The following is a 20,220-nucleotide window of genomic DNA, read 5'->3' as shown; positions in this document are numbered from 1 at the left end:
ACGGAGATAAAAGTTCATCTTGATCCATTTAGTCTGTGAGGTCTCTTATCTTCTGGAGGGCGGCTGATTCCGTGCTTCGCCAGCAGTCGTTTTTGTCCTTCACTGCACGAAAAGGGTCAAGGGATGTTGATTTTAGGAACAGTTCCCGCCATACAGGCTCTGCTGCACCCATCATTCTCAGGCAGTGTGCCTTTTGCGAAAAAGCGCCTGCACTCGGAGGGTACTTCTCCAATGCTGATTCAACAAGCGCAAGAGCCTTGTTAAGGTTATCGTCTCCTGACTTCGGGCCATCCTTTATTATTTGCCGACAAGCCAGATTGAAATAGTGTAAGGAAGCTGCCACCAGTTTATTGGCGCTGTCCGGATACCGGGCCATCCTTTCCATAAACACTGATTGTCCAATCGATAAACACAATAGTGCTGATGCACATTCATCCGAATGATACAAGGCGAAGCAACGACAAAGCAGTTTTTCTGCTGACTCATAGTTGCCAGCCTTTTGCCAGGTTCGAGCCAGGGCCAGATCCAGCTCTTGATTTCCGGAAGGTCTGAACAGGTTGTCCTCACTGTCATCGATGGACTTGCCACTCATACTCAGCAGCAGTCTTTCACTCCGTTCATGATTACCCGTGACTTGCCAGAGTATTGCCAGCGCCAGATCAATAGCATTTCTGCCAGTGGTCTTGCACAGATTCTCCTCACTGTCAGCGGGGCACTTACCACTCATGTTCAGCAGCCGTTTTTCAGCCAGTTTTTGTTTGCCGATCAGCTGCCAGTGTCGCACCAGAGTCAGATCAATACTACAATACCCACTGGCCTGGCACAGGGTCTCCTCGTCGTCACCGGGATTCATGCCAGTCATGTTTAGCAGCAGTCTTTCAGCTCGTTCATGTTGGCCTGATATCTGCCAGTGTCGCACCAGAGCCATGTCAGTATTATAATTCCCACAAGGCTTGCACAGGATCTCCTCACTGTTATCAAGACGCTTGCCACTCATCTTCAGCAGCAGCCTTTCAGTCCGTTTATCTTGGCTCATTATCTGCCAGAGTCGTGCCAGAGCCAGATAAAAATCATATTTTCCAGAGGGCTGGAACGGGATATCCTCCCCGTTATCAGGGTGCTTGCCAATCAGATTCAGCAGCAGTCTTTCAGTCCGTTCGTATTGACCCATCAATTCCCAGAGTAGTGCCAGAGCCAGATCAATATCATTTTTTCCAGAGGGCCTGCACAGGATCTCCTCACTGTCATCGGGGTGCTTGCGAGCCATGCTCAGCAGCATGCTTTCAGCCCATTTGTGTTTGCCCATTACCTGCCAGTGTCTTGCCAGAGCGAGATTTACGGTATGAAGGTTTCTATGCAGTGTCTTGACAGTGGGAGCGAATGAGGTCAAATGCAACTGGGACATCAGCTTTGCTCCCAGTTTTATCAGCAGTGTTTCAGCCAGTGTGTGCTTTTCCATAAGCTGCCATAGTCGTTCATTGGCAATATCAGCGTCAAAATTGTCAGAAGGCTCGCACAGGGACTGCTCATCGGCATCAGGCTTTTTGTTCCTCAGTCTCGAAAGTCGTTTTTCAGCATCAATATACTGCCCCAGCGCCTCTTCACATCGGCTCAGGGTCAGGTCAAGGTTATGAATGGTCGAGGCCCCGAAGTCATTGAGCGGTGCTTTCGACCTGAGTTCTTCCAGACAAGAGCAGGCCTCTTTCTGTTTTGTGTAGGTTTGCTCTTTTAGAGACCTTGCAAGCCCAATGACCAGGTTCTGGTGCTCGAACTTACTTAAGCTGCTCTCGTTTTTGTCTAAGATGAGCCGGAATGCTGCTTCTGCATCTATGAATTTTTTATTTGTCAGTGCTTCGAAAGCCTTGTTGATCTCTTCTTTAATGGCTTCAGGACAGGGAACATCCGTCCTTTGGTGAAATGTCCGGGGGGCAAGGGTTTCATCTGCGGTGACCCGCCTGCCTGAAATAGTTGTGAATGCGTTCGAATGATCATCAATACGTTGAACACGTTCAGCACGTGGAATGAACACTGGAGCATCAGGGTTAAGGTTAGAGGTATGCTCTGAACCTGACGCAGTATTCTGTGACGGTTGCGATGTCGTATTGGTTGCGGCGCTGGCTGTTGGTATAAATCCGTAACTCATGGCAATCAAAACTTCCAGGGAAAACTACGCTGTTGGACAATTAACGGATATTAAAGTTCCTTGTGATCCATTTGCTCTTTCAGCCCCTGCAGCTTCTGAAGAGCAGCGGCTTCGCTGCTTCGCCATAAGTTAGTTTTATCTCTGCGTGTCCGGCTCCGGTCAAGGAAGTTGGCTTTATTGAAATATTTCTGCCATTTCTGCGTATCGGCGCCCATCATTCTGAGACAATGTGCTTTTTGCGAAAGACCACCCGCACTGTTGGGGTACTTTTCCAGCAGTGATTCCGCAGTCTCCAGGGCTAGACTCAGGTTCTCTTTTCCTGACTCCGTGTCATCATTTATTATCTGCTCACGAGCCAAATTGAAATAATGGATTGAGGTGGCCAGCAATGTATTGTCATTCTCCGGATAACGGCTAATCATTTCTATAAATCCTGGTTGCCCGCAAGAGAAGATCAAGAGTGTAAATTGACAATCTTTCGAATGATATAATTCACAGCAGGTCTCAATCAGTCTCCTGGCCAGCCTACGTTTGTCAATCTTCTCCCAGTGGTGGACCAGAGCCAGGTCAATGTCATGATATCCGCAAGGTTTGCAGAGAATGTCTTCACTGGCATCGGGATGCTTGCCACTCATGTTCAGCAGCAGCTTCTCAGCCAGATGATGTTTGTCTGTTATCTCCCAATATCTCACCAGGGTCAGATCAATAGCATGATGGCCAGAGGGTTTGCACAGAATATCCTCACTGGCATCGGGATGCTTGCCACTCATATTCAGCAGCAGCTTTTCAGTCAGTTGATATTTGCCCATGTTCTGCCAGAGGAATGCCAGGTTCAGGTCAATCTCAGAGTGTCCGGAGGCTTTACACAGAATTTCCTCAAGGTTATTGGGGTGTTTGCCACACATGCTCAATAGCAGCCTCTCAGCTAATCTATATTGACCCTCATGCTCCCAGTGTCGCGCCAGAGTTATGTCAATCTCGTAATGCCCACAAGCCTGGCAAAGGAGGTATTCACTGGCTTTGGGGTGTTTGTTACTCATGTTCAGTAGCAGTATTTCAGTCAGATGAGGTTTTCCCATTAGCTCCCAGAACACTGCCAGAGCCATGTTAATGTCATGTTGCCTGCAGGGTTTGCACAGTCTGTCCTCGCTTGCATCAGGAGGCTTCCCACTCATGTTCAGCAGCAGCTTTTCAGTCAGTTGATATTTGCCCATGTTCTCCCAGAGTCTCGCCAGAGCCAGATTCACGTCGTGATCTTTGCATGGCCTGCATAGCGTCTCCTCACTGACACCGGGGTGTTTGTCACTCATCTTCAGCAACAGATCTTCAGCCAGTTGATATTTGTTCATCACCTGCCAGTGTCGTGCGAGAGCGAGTTTTACGATATGGAGATGTTTACGCAGTCTTTTTTTCTTTGCAGCGGATCGGCTCCGCTTCAGCTCGCTTGACAGCTGTTCTTCCATTTTCAGCAGGAGTCTTTCAGACTGTGTGTGCTTTTCCATAAGCTGCCATAGTCGTGCATTGGCAATATCCGCGTCAAAATTGCCAGAAGGCTTGCACAGGGTCTCCTTATCGGCATCGGGCTTGATGTTTCTCAGCGCTTTAAGTCGTACTTCAGAATCAAGGTACCGTCCCAGCGCCTCTTCACATCGGCTCAGGGTCAGGTCAAGGTTATGAATGGTCGAGGCCCCGAAGTCATTGAGTGGTGCTTTCGACCTGAGTTCTTCCAGACGAGAGCAGGCCTCTTTCTGTTTTGTGTAGGTTTGCTCTTTTAGAGACCTTGCAAGCCCAATGACGACGCTCTGGTGCTCGGATCTACTTAAGATGCTTTCGTTTTTGTCCAGGATGAGCCGGAATGCTGCTTCTGCATCGATGAATTTTTTATTCATCAGTGCCTTGTAAGCGTTATCGATCTCTTCCTTAATAGCTTCAGGACAGCGGATATTCTTCCTTTGGTGAAATGTCCGGGGAGCAAAGGTTTCGCTTGCAGTGACCTGTCTGCCTGAAATAGTTGGGAATGTGTTCGAATGATCATCAATAGGCTGAACACGTTCAGCACGTGGAATAAACACTGGAGCATCAGGATTAAGCTTAGAAGTATGCTCTGGACCTGACGCAGGATTCTGTGACGGTTGCGATGTCGTATTGGTTGCGGCGCTGTCTGTTGCTGTAAATCCGTAACTCATGGCAATCAGTACTTCCAGGAAAACTCAGCTCTTTGACAGTGAACGGATATTAAGGTTCCCTGATCCATTCACTCTTAGAGACAGTGCAACTTTTGAAGAGCAGAAGCTTCGTCTCTTCGCCAAAAATCATTTTTACGCGAATGCGCCCGTTTCAAGTCGAGGGTTTGGGCTTTTTTGAAGTATTCCTTCCATTCCTGCCTGGTGGCACCCATCATTCTGAGACAATGCGCTTTTTGCGAAAGACCGCCCGCACTGTTGGGGTGCTTTTCCAGCAGTGATACCACGGTCTCAAAAGCCTCTCTCAGGCTTTCTTTTCCTGACTCCGGGTTATCATTTATTATCTGCTCACAAGCCAAAGTGAAATAATGGATCGAGGTGGCCAGCAATGTATTTTCATTCTTCGGATAGCGGCTAATCATTTCCATAAATCCTGGTTGCCCGCAAGATAAGATCAAGAGTGTGAATTGACATTCTTTCGAATGATATAATTCACAGCAGCGCTCAATCAGTCTCTTGGCCAGCTCACGTTTGTCAATCATCTCCCAGGTGCGAACCAGAGCCAGATCAATGTCATGACGTCCGCAAGGTTTGCAGAGAATGTCCTCACTGGCATCGGGATGCTTGTCACTCGCGTTCAGCAGCAGCTTCTCAGCGAGTTGATATTTTTTTGTTATCTGCCAATATCTCACCAGGGCCAGATCGATAACATCATGGCCAGAGGGTTTGCACAGAATATCCTCACTGGCATCGGGATACTTGTTACACATGTTCAGCAGCAGCTTTTCAGCCCGTTCGTGTTGGTCCATCTCCTGCCAGAGTCTCACAAGGGACATTTCAATCTCAGGTTGCCCGGAGGGTTTGCACAGAATTTCCTCAAGGTTATTGGGGTGTTTGCCACACATGCTCAATAGCAGCCTTTCAGACAATCTATATTTGCCCCCATGTTCCCAGTGATACGCCAGAGTTATGTCAATTCTGTAATGCCCACAAGCCTGGCAAAGGAGGTATTCACTGGCTTTGGGGTCCTTGCCACTCATGTTCAGTAGCAGTCTTTCAGTCAGATGATGTTTTCCTGTTACCTCCCAAATTCGCGCCTGAGTCAGGTCAACATCAAGCTGTCCAGTGGGTCTGCAAAGGATGTTGTCGCTGGCATTGAGGGGCTTGTTACTCATGTTCAGCAGCAGTTTTTCAGCCAGATGATTTTTGCCCGCTATCACCCAGTGCACAGCCAGAGCCATGTTAATGTCATGTTGGCTGCAGGGTTTGCACAGTATGTCCTCGCTTGCATTGAGGGGCTTACCGCTCATGTTCAGAAGCAGCTTTTCAATCAGTTGATATTTGCCCATGTCCTGCCAGACTATTGCCAGAGTCAGATTCACATCATGATCTTCACAAGGCTTGCATAGCACTTTTTCACTGGCACCGGGGTGTTTGCCACTCATGTTCAGCAGCAGATCTTCAGCCTTTTCATATTTGCTTTCCCACTGCCAGAGTCGCGCCAGAGCAATTTTTACGATATGGAGGTATTTATGCAGTCTTTCTATAGTTACAGTGCAAGTTACAGCGGATTGTCTCCACTTCAGCTCACTTGTCAGCTGTTTTTCCATTTTCAGCAGGAGTGTTTCAGCCAGTGTGTTTTTTTTCATAAACTGCCATAGTCGTGTATTGGCAATATCAGCGTCAAAATTGCCAGAAGGCTCGCACAGGGTCTCCTCATCGGCATCCGGCTTGATGTTTCTCAGTGCTGTCAGTCGTGCTTCAGCATCAGGGTAATGTCGAAGTGCCTGTTCACAGAGGCTCAGGGTCAGATCAAGATTAGGAATGGTCGAAGCCCCGAAGGCACTGAACTTTCCCTTCAACCTGAGCTCTTTCAGAAGAGAGCAGGCTTCTTTCTGTTTTTCGTGGGTTTGCTCTTTGAGCGACCTTGCAAGTCCTATCGTCAGGTTTTTGCGCTCGTGATCACTCAGTTTATTCTTGCCTTCCTTCAAGATGGTCCGAAATGCTTCTTCTGCATTGCTGAATTTTTGTTTGCTCAGCTCTTTAAAGGCGTCATTGATTTTTGCTCTTTTAGCCGTCTTGGGTTGCGTCGCATTATCGCTTTGGTGAAACGTTTGTAGTGAAGGGTTTTGGCTTGCCTTTGCTTGCCGGTCCCTAATATTTAAGGATCTGTCAGGATATTGGTGACCACGTTGAGCCTGCGGACCACGTGGAATAAACGTTGAAACGTTCGTGCATGAGGAAGATTGGCTCTTTTCGGTCGCATCCCGACCTGAACCTGACGCACGATACCCTGGCGGTTGCGTTGTCGCACTGGTCGAAGTGCTCGAACTGGCCGTGGTGCCGGTGGTTGGTGGTAATCCGTAGCTCATAAGTCACTTAACATACTTGGAAACTTATGCCTTTGGACATCAAACGAACATAAAAGTTCATGGTTAACCAGGTACCTGATCAGGTAATTTTTTAGTGAGACCCTGTAACTTCTGAAGAGCAGCGGCTTCTTCCCTTCGCCAAAAATGGGCTTTACCCTTATGTGTCCTGCTGGCGTCAAGTAAGTAGGCTTGTTGGAATAATCCCTGCCACACTCTCTCTGTTGCGCCCATCATTCTGAGGCAATGAGCTTTTTGCGAACAAGCTCCCGCGTTCTGAGGATACTTCGTTATTGCCGATTCTACATACTCAAGAGCCTTATCCAGATTATCTTTTCCAGACTTCGGGTCATCTTCTAAAATCTGCTGACAAGCCAGTCTGAAATAATGGATCGAAGTCACTATCAGGGTATTGGCACTTTCCGGCTGGCGGCTGATTATTTCCATAAATTCTGCTTTCCCGGCAGAAAAGCCAAGCAGTGCTAATTCGCATTCATTCGAATGGTATAACGCATAGCAACGTTTGGTCAGTTTTTCAGCCAGTCCATTGCCCATTATCTGCCAGTGGTGGACCAGTGCCAGATCATTGTCATGGTTGCCAGAGGGCTGGCACAGGTTTTCCTGATGATCATTGAGTGACTTACCACACATTTTCAGAAGCAGTTTTTCACACCGTTCAGGTTGATCCATCATTTGCCATAGTCTTGCAAGAGCCAGGTCAACATCCTGATGCTCACTGGGCTGACACAAGATCTCCTCACTGTCACCGGGGTGCTTTTCAATCATGTTCAACAGCAGTCTTTCACTCAGGCTGTATTTGCCAACAACCTCCCAAAATCGCACCAGAGTCAGATCAATCTCTTTCTGCCAGCAGGGCTTGCAGAGTTCTTCCTCGCTGGCATCAGGATGCTTGCCACTCATGTTCAGCAGCAGCTTCTCAGCCAATGGATTGTTGCCCACCAGATCCCAATATCGCACCAGAGCCAGGTCAGTCAGATAATTCCCACAGGGGGAGCAAAGAGTCTCCTCGCTGGCATCAGGTGACTTTTTACTCATGTTCAGCAGCAGTTTTTCAGTTTGTCTATGTTTGCCCATAATCTCCCAGAGGCGCATCAGAGTCAGGTCAATGTCATCATGCCCAGAGGGCTTACACAGGACTTCTTCACTGTTATTGAGGTTCTTGCCACTCATATTCAGCAACAACTTTTCAGCCAATTTATATTTGCCCGTCAGCTCCCAATGTCGCGCCATAGCCATATTTACGGTACGGAGTTTTTGATGCAGTTTTTCAACAGCAACAGCGGATTGCTTCGGCTGCAGCTTTTCAGTCAGCTCTGCTTTCAGATTTAGCAGGAGTGTTTCGGTCAGCCTGTGTTTCTTCATAAGCTGCCAAAGTCGTGCAATAGCAATATCAGCGTCAAAATTGTCAGAAGACTTGCACAGTGCTTGTACATCGGCATCGGGCTTTTTGTTTCTCAGTCTTAAAAGTCGTGTTTCTGCATCAAGGTATTGTCCCAGTGCCTGTTCACTTCGGCTCAGGGTCAGGTCAAGGTTATGAATGATCGAGGCCCCGAACTCATTGACCGGTGTCTTCGACCTGAGCTCTTTCAGAAGGGAGCATGCTTCTTCCTGTTTTGCCCGGTTTTGCTCATTCAGAGACCTGGCAAGCCCTATGTGCATCTTGTGGTAGTCGTATTGATTCAGTACGTCCTTGTCTATGCGTAAGATGGATCGAAATGCCACTTCTGAACGACTGAATTTTTGTGTTTTCAGTGCATCGTAAGCGTCATTCATCCTTTTTACAGTATCATCAGGGTATATTGGTTTCTCTCTCCATCGATGAAACTTCTGAGGTGCATGGGTTTCGCGTGCAGTGGCTTGTCGGTTTCTAATATTTGAAGGTGCGTTCCATTTATCAACGCCCTGGTTACGAGGAACAAACGGAGCGGCTTCCGGGTTTAAGGTGAATCGACGCTCTGTTGTTACAGAATCTGCTTTCTGCGGCGGTTGCGGTGTCGTACTGGTCGTAGCTTTGGTAACTGGAGGTAATCCGTAACTCATAGCAATCTAAAATCATTGGAAGCTTATGCTCTTGGACGGCAAACGGATCTAAAAGTTCATTCATATTTATCGAATGAGCGTAAAACCCCGTACTTCTAGAGGGTGTCGCAAAACTCTCTCCAGCGTGCGAACGAGTTGACTCCCGTCATTCCCGACTTCATTCTCGTCATTCCCGGCTTCACTCTCGTCATTCCCGCGAAGGCGGGAATCCACACTGACTCTCCACCAGAACCATACTGCCCGGTGCCCCCCCCTGTCATCCCCGAGAAGGCAGAGATCCACCGTTAGCGCTGGATTCCCGCCTTCGCGGGAATGACGACCTCAGAGCATGGGAACGAGCTGTTGGAGTTTTGCGACACCCTCTTCACGGCGGGGAGGATGTCAATTAAATAGTGAGACCTTGAATCTCGAGAGCAGCGGCTTCGCTGCTTCGCCATGAATCTGTTTTACCCTTATAGGCTCGACTTTGGTCAAGGAAGCAGGCTTTATCGAAATATTTCCGCCATTCCTGCTCACTGGCGCCCCCCATTCTGAGACAGTGTGCTTTCTGCGAATAAGCGCCCGCACAGTGAGGGTACTTCTCTATTGTCGCTTCAGCAGACTCAAGAGCCTTTTTAAGGTTATCTTTTCCTGACTTCAGGCCATCTTTTATTATCTGCTCACAAGCCAGACTGAAATAATGGATCGAGACAGCCTGCATTTTATAGGCACTTTCCGGATAGCTTCTAAGCATTTCCATAAATCCTTCTCTCCCGGCGCATAGTCTTAAGAGTGCGTATTCAAATTCACTGGAATGATATAATTCACGGCAAGGCCTAAGCAGTCTTTCAGCCCGTTCAAGTTGGCCTACCACCTCCCACAATCGTACCAGGGCCAGATCAATGTCATGTTTGCCAGAGGGCTTGCAAAGGGTCTCTTCACTCATAGAGTGATGCTTGCCGCTCATGTTCAGCAGCAGTTTTTCAGTCCGTTCAGGTTTATCCATGACCTGCCAGAGCCGTGCCCGAGCCAGATCAAAATCATGATGTCCGCAGGGCTGACACAGGGTCTCCTCAGTGTCACGGGGGTCCATGCCGCTGAGGTTCAGCAGCAGTCTTTCACTGAGGTGAAATTTGCCCAAGACCTCCCAATGTCTCACCAGAGCCAGATCAATGTCATGATGACCGGAAGGCTTGCAAAGAATGTCCTCACTGGCATCGGGAGGCTTGTCGCTCATGTTCAGCAGCAGTCTTTCAGCCCGATTATATTTGCCCATCACTTCCCAGTGTCGCGACAGGATCAGGTTAATCTCATGATGCTCGCAGGGCTTGCATTGAATTTCTTCAATGTCATCAGGCTGCTTGCCACTCATCTTCAACAGCAGATCTTCAGTCCATTCATATTTGCCCTTATCCTGCCAGATTAGCGCCAGAGTCAGATTTATGGTGCGGAGGCATTTATGCCGTTTTTTAGCAGCGGCAGTGGATCGGCACGATTGCAATTCTATAGTCAGTTCTGCTTGCAATTTCAGCAGGAGTGTTTCACCCAGCTTGTGTTTTTTCATAGTCTGCCACAGTCGGGCATTAGCAATATCAGCGTCAAAGTCATCAGAAGGCTCGCACCAGGTCTCCTCATTGGCATCGTGCTTTTTGTTTCTCAGTCTCAAAAGCCGTCTTTCAGCATCAATGTAACGTCCAAGTGCCTCTTCACAGAGGCTCAGGGTCAGGTCAAGGTTATGAATGGTTGAAGTCCCGAATTCATTGAGCGGTGCATTTGACCTGAGTTTCTCCAGACACGAGCAAGCTTCTTCCTGTTTTTCGCGGGTTTGCTTGTTTAGTGACCTGGCAAGCCCTATGTGCATCTTTTGGTAGTCGTATTGTTTCAGTATGTTTTTGTCTATATGCAAGATTGTCCTGAATAGGCCTTCTGCAAGACTGAATTTTTGTGTTTTCAGTGCTTCGTAAGCGTCATTAATCCTTTTTACAGTCTCATCAGGGTATTTTTTTTCCCCTCCCCGTCGATGAACCTTCCCAGGTCGACATTTTTTGCACGTAGTGGCTTGTCGTTCTTTAATATCTATGGGTGTGTTCCATTGACTAACACCCTGATTACGAGGAACAAACGGAGTGGCTTCCGGATTCAAGGTAAATCGACGCTCTGTTGTTACAGAATCTGCATTGTGCGGCGATTGTGGTGTCGTATTGGTCGCAGCATTGGTGATTGGAGGTAGTCCGTAAGTCATAGCAGTCTGAAGTTCCCGGAAACTTATGCTATTGGACGACAAACGGATCTAAAAGTTCATTGATGTCTATTTAAGCTGTGGAATCTGGGAAGCTGATCGAGAAGAGCGAGCTATTTGACGAGCAAAAGCGGATTTTTATTCTCAATTTTCTGCTGTCCTCGCTATGGGGTCGCCTGGACGGGCGCTATGCTCGGTCAGCCTCCTGGTTAACCATCGAGGCCAGCACTTTTTGAAGAGCGGTAGATTCGTTGCTTCGCCAAAAATGAGTTTTACCCTTATATACCCGACTGGGGTCAAGGGATTCTGCTCTGCCAAACCATTCTATCCATTCTTGCTCACTTCTGCCCTGCATTCTGAGACAATGCGCTTTTTGCGAATAAGCTGCCGCATTGGGAGGGTATTTCTCCAGTAACGATTCAAGAATCTCAAGCGACTTATTAAGGTTATCGTTTCCTGCCTTCGGACCATCTTTTATTATCTGCTCACAAGCCAGCTTGAAATAGTGGATTGAGGTAGCCAGCAAGGTGTTGGCACTTTGCGGATAGTGACTAATCATTTCCATAAATCCGGGCTGCCCGGAAGACATGGTTAAGAGCATATACTCACATTCATTCGTCTGATACAAATCACGGCAACACCTGAGCAGCCTTTCAGCCCATTTATTTCTGCCTATTATCTCCCAAGAGCATACCAGAGCCAGATCAATGTCATGATGACCACAGGGCCTGCACAGGCTTTCCTCACTGTCATTGAGAGATTTGGCACTAATGTTCAGCAGCAGTCTTTCAGTTTGTTCAGGCTTGCCCATCAGCTGCCAGAGTCGCGCCCGAGTCAGGTCAATATCATAATGCCCACTGGGCTCACACAGGATCTCCTCAATGTCACTGGAGTGCTTGCCAATCATGTTCAACAGCAGTTTTTCAGCTCGTTTATATTTGCCTCTAATCTGCCAGTGTCGCACCAGAGTCAGATCAATGACATGCCGCCAGCAGGGTGCGCACAGGATCTCTTCACTGGCACCGGGATGCTTGCCACAGATGTTCAGCAGCAGTTTTTCAGCCAATTTATAGTTGCCGGTCAGCTCCCAATATCGCACCAGAGCCAGGTCTGTTTTACAATTCCCACAGGGCTTGCAAAGGATCTCCTCGTTGGCATAAGGGTGCTTGCCACTCATGCTCAACAGCAGTTTTTCAGCTCGTTTATGTCTGCCAGTCATCTGCCAGAGCCGTGCCAGAGTCAGATCAAGGTCACGATCCCCACACGACTTGCAGAGGGTCTCCTCATTGTCATTGGGGTTCTTGTTACTTATATTCAGCAACAGTTTTTCAGCCAGCTCATTTTTGTCCATCATTTCCCAGATTCGCACCAGAGCCAGGTCAATGCCTCGCTGGCCACTGGGTTTGCACAGAATCTCCTCAGGGTCATCGGGATGCTTGCGACTTGTTTTCATTAGCAGCTCTTCAGACTGGTGATGTTTGTCCATCAACTGCCAGATTCGTCCCAGAGCCACATTGACGGTATCGAGGTATTTACGCAGTTTTGATGTAGCAGGAATGTATGGTTTTGACTGCAGCTCGTTAATCAGCTCTGCCTGTATGTTCATTAGGAGGGCTTCAGCCAGCCTGTGTTTGCCCATAGACTGCCATAGTCGGGCATTAGTAATGTCTGCAGCATAATAGCGAGAAGGTTTGCACAGGACCTCCTCATTGGCATTGCGCCTTTTCTCTCTCAGTCTCAAAAGTCGTGCTTCGGCATCAAAGTGCCTTCCAAGAGCCTCTTCACAGAGGCTAAGGGTCAGATCAAGGTGATAAGTGGTCGAAGCCCCTAAGCTGGTGAATGTTCCATCTAACCTGAGCTCTTCCAGAATAGAGCAGGCTTCTATCTGTTTTTCGAAGGTTTGCTCTTTTAGCGATCTTGCAAGACCGATAGTTATGTTCTGCTTATCGAATGAACTCAGTATGCCCTGGTTTTTGTGTAAGATGATCCGGAATGCTTTTTCTGCCTCTATGAAATTTTTATTATCGAGTATTGCGAAAGCATCACTGACCTCTTCCTCAATAGCTCCAGAAGATGAGTTCTTCGCTCCCGGGTAAAAGGTCCGGGGAGTAACCCCCTGGTATTCAGTTGCCTGCCGGTCTGAAATAGTTGAGAGTCTGTTCGAACGTTCTTGAACACCTTGATGAAGTCGCCTACCTGGAATAAACGTTGGTGCTTCCGGATTAAAGGTAAACCTGCGCCCTGTTGCTGCAGCCGCATCTGAACCTGACGCACAATACTGTGAAGGTTGGGATGCCAAAGTGGTCGTTGAGTTCGAACTTGCGGTAGCACTGGTTGTTGGTAATCCGTAACTCATAGCCATTTAAACTCTCTGGAAAACGTTTTCCCACCTGCCTGAATGTGATACCTGCAGACAGACAGGGTAGTCGTTGGACAGTTAATGGGCATAAAAGTTCAGACTTATCTATTTAACCTATGAGGCCAGCACCTTTTGAAGAGCAGCGGCTTCGTCCCTTCGCCAAAAATGGGTTTTACTCTTATATGCCCGGCCGGGGTCAAGGGATTCTGCTCTGTCAAACCATTTCCTCCATTCTTGCTCACTTCTACCCAGCATTCTGAGACAATGCGCTTTTTGCGAATAAGCTCCCGCATTGGGAGGATACTTTTCCAGTAAGGATTCAAGAATCTCAAGCGACTTATTAAGGTTATCGTTCCCTGCCTTCGGACCTTCTTTTATAATCCGCTCACAAGCCAGTTTGAAATAGTGGATTGAGGTAACCTGCAAGGTATTGGCACTTTCCGGATAGTGGCTAATCATTTCCATAAATCCGGGCTGCCCGCAAGACAAGCTTAAGAGCAAATACTCACATTCATTGGTATGATACAAGTCACGACAGCGCCTGAGCAGCCTTTCAGCCCATTCACTTCTGCCTGTTGTCTCCCAACAGCATACCAGAGTCAGATCAACGTCATGATGACCACAGGGCTTGCACAGGTCTTCCTGACAGTCATTGAGTGACTTACCACACATGTTCAGCAGCAGTTTTTCACTCCGTTCAGGTTGATCCATCGCTTGCCATAGTCGTACAAGAGCCAGGTCAACATATTGATGCCCACTGAGCTGACACAAGATCTCCTCACTGTCATCGGGGTGCTTTTCAATCATGTTCAGCAGCAGTCTTTCACTCAGGTTATATTTGCCCGCAATCTCCCAATATCGCGCGAGAGTCAGATCAATGTCATGCAGCCAGCAGGGCTTGCAAAGTTCTTCCTCGCTGGCATCAGGGTGCTTGCCAGTCATGTTCAGCAGCAGCTTTTCAGCCAGTTGATTGTTGCCCACCAGCTCCCAATATCGCACCAGAGCCAGATCAATCAGATAATTCCCACAGGGGGTGCAAAGAGTCTCCTCGTTGGCATCAGGGTGCTTGCTACTCATGTTCAGCAGCAGTTTTTCAGCCCGTTTATGTTTGCCCATAATTTGCCAGAGTCGCATCAGAGTCATGTCAATTTCATGATGCCCACAGGGCTTACACAGGTCCTCTTCACTGCTATTGAAGTTCTTGCCACTCATGTTCAGCAACAGCTTTTCAGCCAATTTATATTTGCCCGTCAGCTCCCAATGTCGCACCAGGGTCAGATCAATCCCGTGATGCTTACAGGGTTTGCACAGTTCTTCCTCAGTGTCGCTGGGGTGCTTGCCGCTCAGGTTAAGCAGCAGCTTTTCAGTCAATTTATATTTGCCTATCAACTCCCAATGTCGCGTCAGGCTGAGGTCGATATAAAGATCTCGAGAGGGCTTGCACAGGACCTCCTCTCTGTCGCTGGGGTGCTTGCCACTCATGTTCAGCAGCAGATCTTCAGCCCATTGAGATTTGCCCATCACCTGCCAGAGTCGCGCCATAGCAATATTTACCATACGGAGTTTTTGATGAAGTTTTTCAACAGCAGCAGCGGATTGCTTCGACTGCAGCTTTTCAGTCAGCCTTGATTTCACATTTAGCAGGAGTGTTTCAGTTCGCGTGTGTTTTTCTATAAGTTGCCAAAGTCGTGCAATAGCAATATCAGCGTCAAAATTGTCAGAAGCCTCGCATTGTGCCTTTAGATCGGCGTCGAGCTTTTTGTTTCTCAGTCTTAAAAGTCGTGTTTCTGCATCAAGGTATCGTCCCAGTGTCTGTTCACTTCGGCTCAGGGTCAGGTCAAGGTTAAAAATGGTCGAAGCCCCGAACTTATTGAGCGATGCATTCGACCTGAGCTCTTTCAGAAGAGAGCATGCTTCTTCCTGTTTTTCCCGGGTTTGCTCATTCAGAGACCTTGCAAGCCCTATGTGCATCTTTTGGTAGTCGTATTGACTCAGTACATCCTTGTCTATGCGTAAGATGGATCGAAATGCCACTTCTGCACTACTGAATTTTTGTGTTTTCAGTGCATCGTAAGCGTCATTTATCCTTTTTACAGTCTCATCAGTGTATGTTTTTTTCTTTCTCCATTGATGAAATTTCTGAGGTTCATCTGTTTCGCGTCTAGTGGCTTGTCGGTCTCTAATAGTTGAGGGTGTGTTCCATTGATCAACACCCTGATCACGAGGCACAAACGGAGCGGCTTCAGGGTTTAAGGTAAATTGACGCTCTGTTGTCACAGAATCTGCTTTCTGCGGCAGTTGAGGTGTCGTACTGGTTGCAGCACTGGTGGTTGAGGGTAATCCGTAACTCATAGCAATCTGGTATTCCTGAAAACTTACGCTTTTGGACGGCAAAAGGATCTAAAAGTTCATGGCTATCTACTTAACCTGTGAGGCCAGCACCTTTTGAAGAGCAGTGGTTTCGTTGCTTCGCCAAAAATCAGTTTTAACCTTATATGCCCGTCCGGGGTCAAGGGATAGTGCTCTGTTAAACCATTCCCTCCATTCTTGCTCACTTCTACCCAGCATTCTGAGACAATGCGCTTTTTGTGAATAAGCTCCCGCACTGAGAGGGTATTTTTCCAGTGCCGATTCAACAATCTCAAGCGCCTTCATCAGGTTATCGTTTCCTGACTTCGGACCTTCTTCTATTATCCGTTCACACGCCAGGCTGAAATAATGGATCGAGGTAACCAGCAAGGTATTGGCACTTTCCGGATAGTTGCTAATCATTTCCATAAATCCTGACTGCCCGGCAAATAAACTTAACAGCGTATATTCACATTCATTCGAATGATAAAGATCACGGCAACGCCTGAGCAGTCTTTCAGCCCATTTTTGTTTGCCTGTCTTTGCCCAGACACATACCAGAGCCAGATCAATGTCATGTTGACCAGTGGGCTTGCAGAGGCTTTCTTCACTGACATTGAGGGACTTGCTACTCATGTTTAGCAATAGCCTTTCAGCCCGTTCAGGTTTGTCCATCATCTGCCAGAGTCGCACCTGAGTCAGGTCAAGATCATTATGTCCACTGGGCTCACACAGAATCTCTTCAGTGTTATTGGGTTGCTTGCCAATCATGTTCAACAGCAGTCTTTCACTCAGGTGATATTTGCCCACAACCTCCCAAAATCGCACTAGAGCCAGATCAATGGCGTGCTGCCAGCAGGGCTTGCACAGAATCTCTTCACTGGCAACGGGATGCTTTCCACTCATGTTCAATAGCAGCTTTTCAGCTAATTTATATTTGCCCTTCAGCTCCCAATGTCGAACCAGAGCCAGGTCGATTTCACGATTCCAAATGGGCTTGCACAGTTCTTCCTCGCTGGCACAAAAGTGCTTTCCACTCATGTTCAGCAGCAGCTTTTCAGCTCTTTCATGTTTGTATAGCTTCTCCCAGAGTCGCACCAGAGTAAGATCAGTGTCATGATGCCCACAGGGCTTACACAGAACCTCCTCATCGTCATTGGGGTGCTTACAACTCATGTTTAACAGCAGTTTTTCAGCCAGCTTATTTTTTTCTGTCAGTTCCCACACTCGCACCAGGGCTAAGTCAATGCCAGGATGGCCAATAGGGCTGCACAGAGTCTCCTCATTGTCATGAGGATTCTTGCGACTCACGCTCAGCAGCAGTCTCTCAGCCCGTTCACGCTTGTGCAAATCCAGCCAGACAATCACCAGAGCCAGGTCAATGTCTTTACGATCAGAGTGCTTGCAGAGCCTGTCCTCATTGTCATCGGGGCGCTTGCCAATCATTTCGAGAAGAAGCTCTTCAGATTGTTGATGCTTGTCCATCAACGGCCAGATTCTCCCCAGAGCCAAATTGACGGTATCAAGGTATTTACGCAGTTTTGATGCTTTATGCGCGTATAGTTTTTTCTGCAGCTCGTTAATCAGCTCTGTTTTTATGTTCAGTAAGAGTGTTTCAGCCAGCGTGTGTTTGCCCATAGACTGCCAGAGACGGGCATTGGAAATATCTGCGTCATAATAACGAGAAGGCTTGCACAGCTCGTTCTCATCCGCATTGCGATTTTTTCTTCTCAGTCTCAAAAGTCGTCTTTCGGCTTCAAAGTTCCTTCCAAGTGCCTCTTCACAGCGGCTCAGAGCCAGATCAAGGTTATGAATGGTTGAAGCCCCGAAACTGTTGAATCTTCCATCTAACCGGAGTTCTTCCAGAATAGAGCAGGCTTCTTTCTGTTTTTCGAAGGTTTGCTCTTTTAACGATCTTGCAAGACCTATGGTGATGTTCTGCCTCTCGAATGAACGCAGTAGACTCTGGTATTTTTGTAAGATGATTCGGAATGCTTTTTCTGCCTCTATGAAATTTTTATTATGGAATATTGCGTAAGCATCATTGATATTTTTCTCAATAGCTTCAGGAGAGGGCCTCTTCGCCACTGGTTGAAACGTCCGGGGAGTACGCCCCCGGTACGCAGTTGCTTGCCGGCCTGAAATATTTGAGGATCTGTTCGAAAGTTGATGAGCATCTTTTAGAAGTTGGGCACGTGGAGCAAGAGACTTAGCTTCCCGTTTTGAGGTAGACGGTAGTTTTTTTACCGCATTAGCATATGAACCTGACGCACAATACTGTGATGGATGCGATGTCACAGTGGTCGTGGTGCTCGTGGTGCTCGAACTTGCGGCAGCACTGGTTGTTGTTGGTAATCCGTAACTCATGCCATTGAAACTCTCTGGAAAACGGGTACCCCGTTTGCCTGAATGTGATACCTGCAGGCAGAAAAGGTAGTCGTTGGACAGTCAACGGACAAAAAAGTTCACGCTTATCTATTTCGCTTCTGAGGCCAGCACCTTTTGAAGGGCGGTGGCTTCGTTGCTTCGCCAAAAATCAGTTTTAACCTTATATGCCCGACCGGGGTCGATGATTTCTGCTCTCTTAAACCATTCACTCCATTCTTGCTCACTGCTACCCAGCATCCTGAGGCAATGCCCTTTTTGTGAATAAGCTCCCGCACAGTGAGGGTATTTTTCCAGTGCCGATTCAATAATCTCAAGCGCCTTCATAAGGTTATCATTTCCTGACTTCGGGTCGTCATTTGTTAGCTGCTCACAAGCCAGGCTGAAATAATGGATTGAGGTAACCAGCAAGATGTTGGCACTTTCCGGATAGTTGCTAATCATTTCCATAAATTCTGCTTGTCCGGCAGACAAAAGTAACAGCCTATATTCACATTCATTTGAATGATATAAATCACGGCAACGTCTGAGCAGTGTTTGAGCACGTTCAGTTTTACCTGTTATTTTCCAGAAATATATCAGAGCCAGGTCAATGTCATGATGACCAGAGGGCCAGCAAAGGCTTTCCTCACTGCCATTGAGGGACTTACCACTCATGTCCAGCAGCAGTCTTTCAGTCCGTTCAGGTTTATTCATCCTCGGCCAGAGTCGCGCCAGCGCCAAGTCAATATCATGATACCCACTGGACAAAGACAGGGTCTCCTCTCTGTCATTGGGGCGCTTGCCAATCATGTTCAGCAGCAGTCTTTCGCTAAGGCGATATTTGCTGATGAACTCCCAATGCCGCGCCAGAGTCAGATCAATGTCATGCTGCCTGCAAGGTTCGCACAGAATCTCTTCACTGGCACCAGGATGCTTGCCACTCATGTTCAGTAGCAGCCATTCCGTCAGTTTGTTTTTGCCCATCACCTGCCAGAGTCGCGACAGCGCCATGTCAATTTCACGATTCCCACAGGGCTTGCACAGTTCTCCCTCGTTGGTACAGAGTTGCTTTCCACTCATGCTCAGTAGCAGTTTTTCGGCTCGTTTATATTTGCCGATCATTTGCCAGAGTCGAACCTGACTCAGGTCAATACTATGATGCCCGGTGGGCTTACACAGAATCTCTTCACTGTTACCGGGATGCTTGTTCCTCATGTTCAGCATCTGCCTTTCAGCCAGCTTATGTTTGCCCATTATTTCCCAGAGTCGCACCAGACCCAGGTCAATGTTGTGATTCCCAGTGGGCTTGCAGAGAATATCCTCACTGCTATGGGGATGCTTGCCACTCATATTCAGCAGCAGTCTTTCTGCCCGATCATGCTTACCCATTGCTTGCCAGAGTCGTGCATTAGTGATATCGGCATCAAAATAGTGTGAAGGTTTGCACAGGCTTTGCTCAGAGGCGCCAGGCTTTTTCTTTCTCAATCTCAAAAGTCGTGCTTCAGCGTCAAGGTAGTATCCAAGGCTCTCTTCGCAACGGCTTAGGGTCAGATCAAGGTTATAAATGTTCGAAGCCCCGAAACTGTTGAATGTTCCGTGCAGGCTAAGTTTTTCCAGAAGAGAGCGGGCCTCCATCTGTTTTGCGTGGGTTTGTTCTCCTAGCGACCTGGCAAGTCCTATGGTTGCGCTCCGTTCTCTGGTCAGACTCAGCGTGCCCTCGTATTTAAGTAAGATGACCCGGAATGCTGTTTCTGCATCTGTGAATTGTTTATTCTTGAGTATTTTGAAAGCGTCATCGATCTCTTTTTGAATAGCCTTAGGAGTGGTTTTCACCGTTCTTTGTTGTAACGTCGGGGGAGTCAAACTCTGGTATGCATTTGCTTCTCGGTCTGAAATATTTGAAGGTGTGTACGAACGTTCATCAAAAACTTGAAGACGTGGAATAAAAATTGGCGCTTCAGGGTTTAAATTAGAGGTAGGATTTGTTGCCAAATCGGTATCTGAACCTGAGGCAAGATACCCTGATGATTGCGACGTCGCAGTGGTTGTGGTGCTTGAACTGGCCGTGGCAGTTGTGGTTGTTGGTAATCCGTAACTCATAGCCACTTAAACTCTCTGGAAAACGGTTACCCCATATGCCTGAATGTGATAGATGCAGGCAGACGGGGTAG

At 47.7% G+C, this 20,220-nt stretch carries 10 protein-coding genes; 1 reads left to right on the top strand and 9 read right to left on the bottom strand.

Annotated elements, in window-relative coordinates; translation table 11 throughout:
* Positions 1–28 precede the first annotated feature (28 nt).
* The 4 genes from P6910_RS17000 to P6910_RS16985 all read right to left on the bottom strand — a co-directional run bounded on the left by P6910_RS17000 (position 29) and on the right by P6910_RS16985 (position 8,756).
* Positions 29–2,143, bottom strand: a complete 2,115-nt coding sequence (locus P6910_RS17000) for a hypothetical protein (RefSeq protein WP_317142464.1) — start codon at positions 2,141–2,143, stop codon at positions 29–31.
* Between the two features lie 50 nt (positions 2,144–2,193).
* On the bottom strand, positions 2,194–4,329 hold the full coding sequence (locus P6910_RS16995) for a PABP-interacting PAM2 motif-containing protein (RefSeq protein ID WP_317142463.1): 2,136 nt from the start codon (positions 4,327–4,329) through the stop codon (positions 2,194–2,196).
* Positions 4,330–4,403: 74 nt separating this feature from the next.
* Positions 4,404–6,698: a hypothetical protein gene (locus P6910_RS16990; RefSeq protein ID WP_317142462.1), complete on the bottom strand. Its 2,295-nt coding sequence runs from the start codon at positions 6,696–6,698 to the stop codon at positions 4,404–4,406.
* Positions 6,699–6,761: 63 nt separating this feature from the next.
* Positions 6,762–8,756, bottom strand: a complete 1,995-nt coding sequence (locus tag P6910_RS16985; protein ID WP_317142461.1) for a hypothetical protein — start codon at positions 8,754–8,756, stop codon at positions 6,762–6,764.
* A gap of 102 nt (positions 8,757–8,858) precedes the next feature.
* On the opposite strand from P6910_RS16985, the gene P6910_RS16980 reads away from it, so the two are divergent.
* Positions 8,859–9,044 carry a hypothetical protein gene (locus P6910_RS16980; RefSeq protein ID WP_317142460.1) on the top strand — a complete coding sequence of 62 codons (186 nt, stop codon included), beginning with the start codon at positions 8,859–8,861 and terminating at the stop codon, positions 9,042–9,044.
* 97 nt (positions 9,045–9,141) lie between these two features.
* Here P6910_RS16980 and P6910_RS16975 read toward each other — a convergent pair whose 3' ends face one another.
* From P6910_RS16975 to P6910_RS16955, 5 genes are all read right to left on the bottom strand, one after another.
* Complete coding sequence (locus P6910_RS16975) at positions 9,142–10,977, bottom strand: hypothetical protein (RefSeq protein ID WP_317142459.1); 1,836 nt, start codon at positions 10,975–10,977, stop codon at positions 9,142–9,144.
* Positions 10,978–11,161: 184 nt separating this feature from the next.
* On the bottom strand, positions 11,162–13,330 hold the full coding sequence (locus P6910_RS16970; protein ID WP_317142458.1) for a hypothetical protein: 2,169 nt from the start codon (positions 13,328–13,330) through the stop codon (positions 11,162–11,164).
* A gap of 117 nt (positions 13,331–13,447) precedes the next feature.
* Complete coding sequence (locus P6910_RS16965) at positions 13,448–15,685, bottom strand: hypothetical protein (RefSeq protein ID WP_317142457.1); 2,238 nt, start codon at positions 15,683–15,685, stop codon at positions 13,448–13,450.
* A 66-nt stretch (positions 15,686–15,751) separates the two neighbouring features.
* Positions 15,752–17,770: a hypothetical protein gene (locus P6910_RS16960; protein WP_317142456.1), complete on the bottom strand. Its 2,019-nt coding sequence runs from the start codon at positions 17,768–17,770 to the stop codon at positions 15,752–15,754.
* A gap of 387 nt (positions 17,771–18,157) precedes the next feature.
* Positions 18,158–20,149, bottom strand: coding sequence for a hypothetical protein (locus tag P6910_RS16955; RefSeq protein WP_317142455.1), 1,992 nt, complete (start codon positions 20,147–20,149; stop codon positions 18,158–18,160).
* Positions 20,150–20,220 lie beyond the last annotated feature (71 nt).

It is taken from the genome of Endozoicomonas sp. 8E (assembly GCF_032883915.1).
Taxonomy (GTDB): Bacteria; Pseudomonadota; Gammaproteobacteria; order Pseudomonadales; family Endozoicomonadaceae; genus Endozoicomonas_A.
The sequence above is the reverse complement of the archived record's forward strand: the minus strand, read 5'-3'. Positions and strand labels throughout refer to the sequence as shown.

Coding starts and splice junctions, on each gene's coding strand:
- P6910_RS16965 (WP_317142457.1), bottom strand. CDS start 15,685: ATGAGTTACGGATTACCCTCAACCACCAGTGCTGCAACCAGTACGACA.
- P6910_RS16955 (WP_317142455.1), bottom strand. CDS start 20,149: ATGAGTTACGGATTACCAACAACCACAACTGCCACGGCCAGTTCAAGC.
- P6910_RS16990 (WP_317142462.1), bottom strand. CDS start 6,698: ATGAGCTACGGATTACCACCAACCACCGGCACCACGGCCAGTTCGAGC.
- P6910_RS16975 (WP_317142459.1), bottom strand. CDS start 10,977: ATGACTTACGGACTACCTCCAATCACCAATGCTGCGACCAATACGACA.
- P6910_RS16970 (WP_317142458.1), bottom strand. CDS start 13,330: ATGAGTTACGGATTACCAACAACCAGTGCTACCGCAAGTTCGAACTCA.
- P6910_RS16985 (WP_317142461.1), bottom strand. CDS start 8,756: ATGAGTTACGGATTACCTCCAGTTACCAAAGCTACGACCAGTACGACA.
- P6910_RS16995 (WP_317142463.1), bottom strand. CDS start 4,329: ATGAGTTACGGATTTACAGCAACAGACAGCGCCGCAACCAATACGACA.
- P6910_RS17000 (WP_317142464.1), bottom strand. CDS start 2,143: ATGAGTTACGGATTTATACCAACAGCCAGCGCCGCAACCAATACGACA.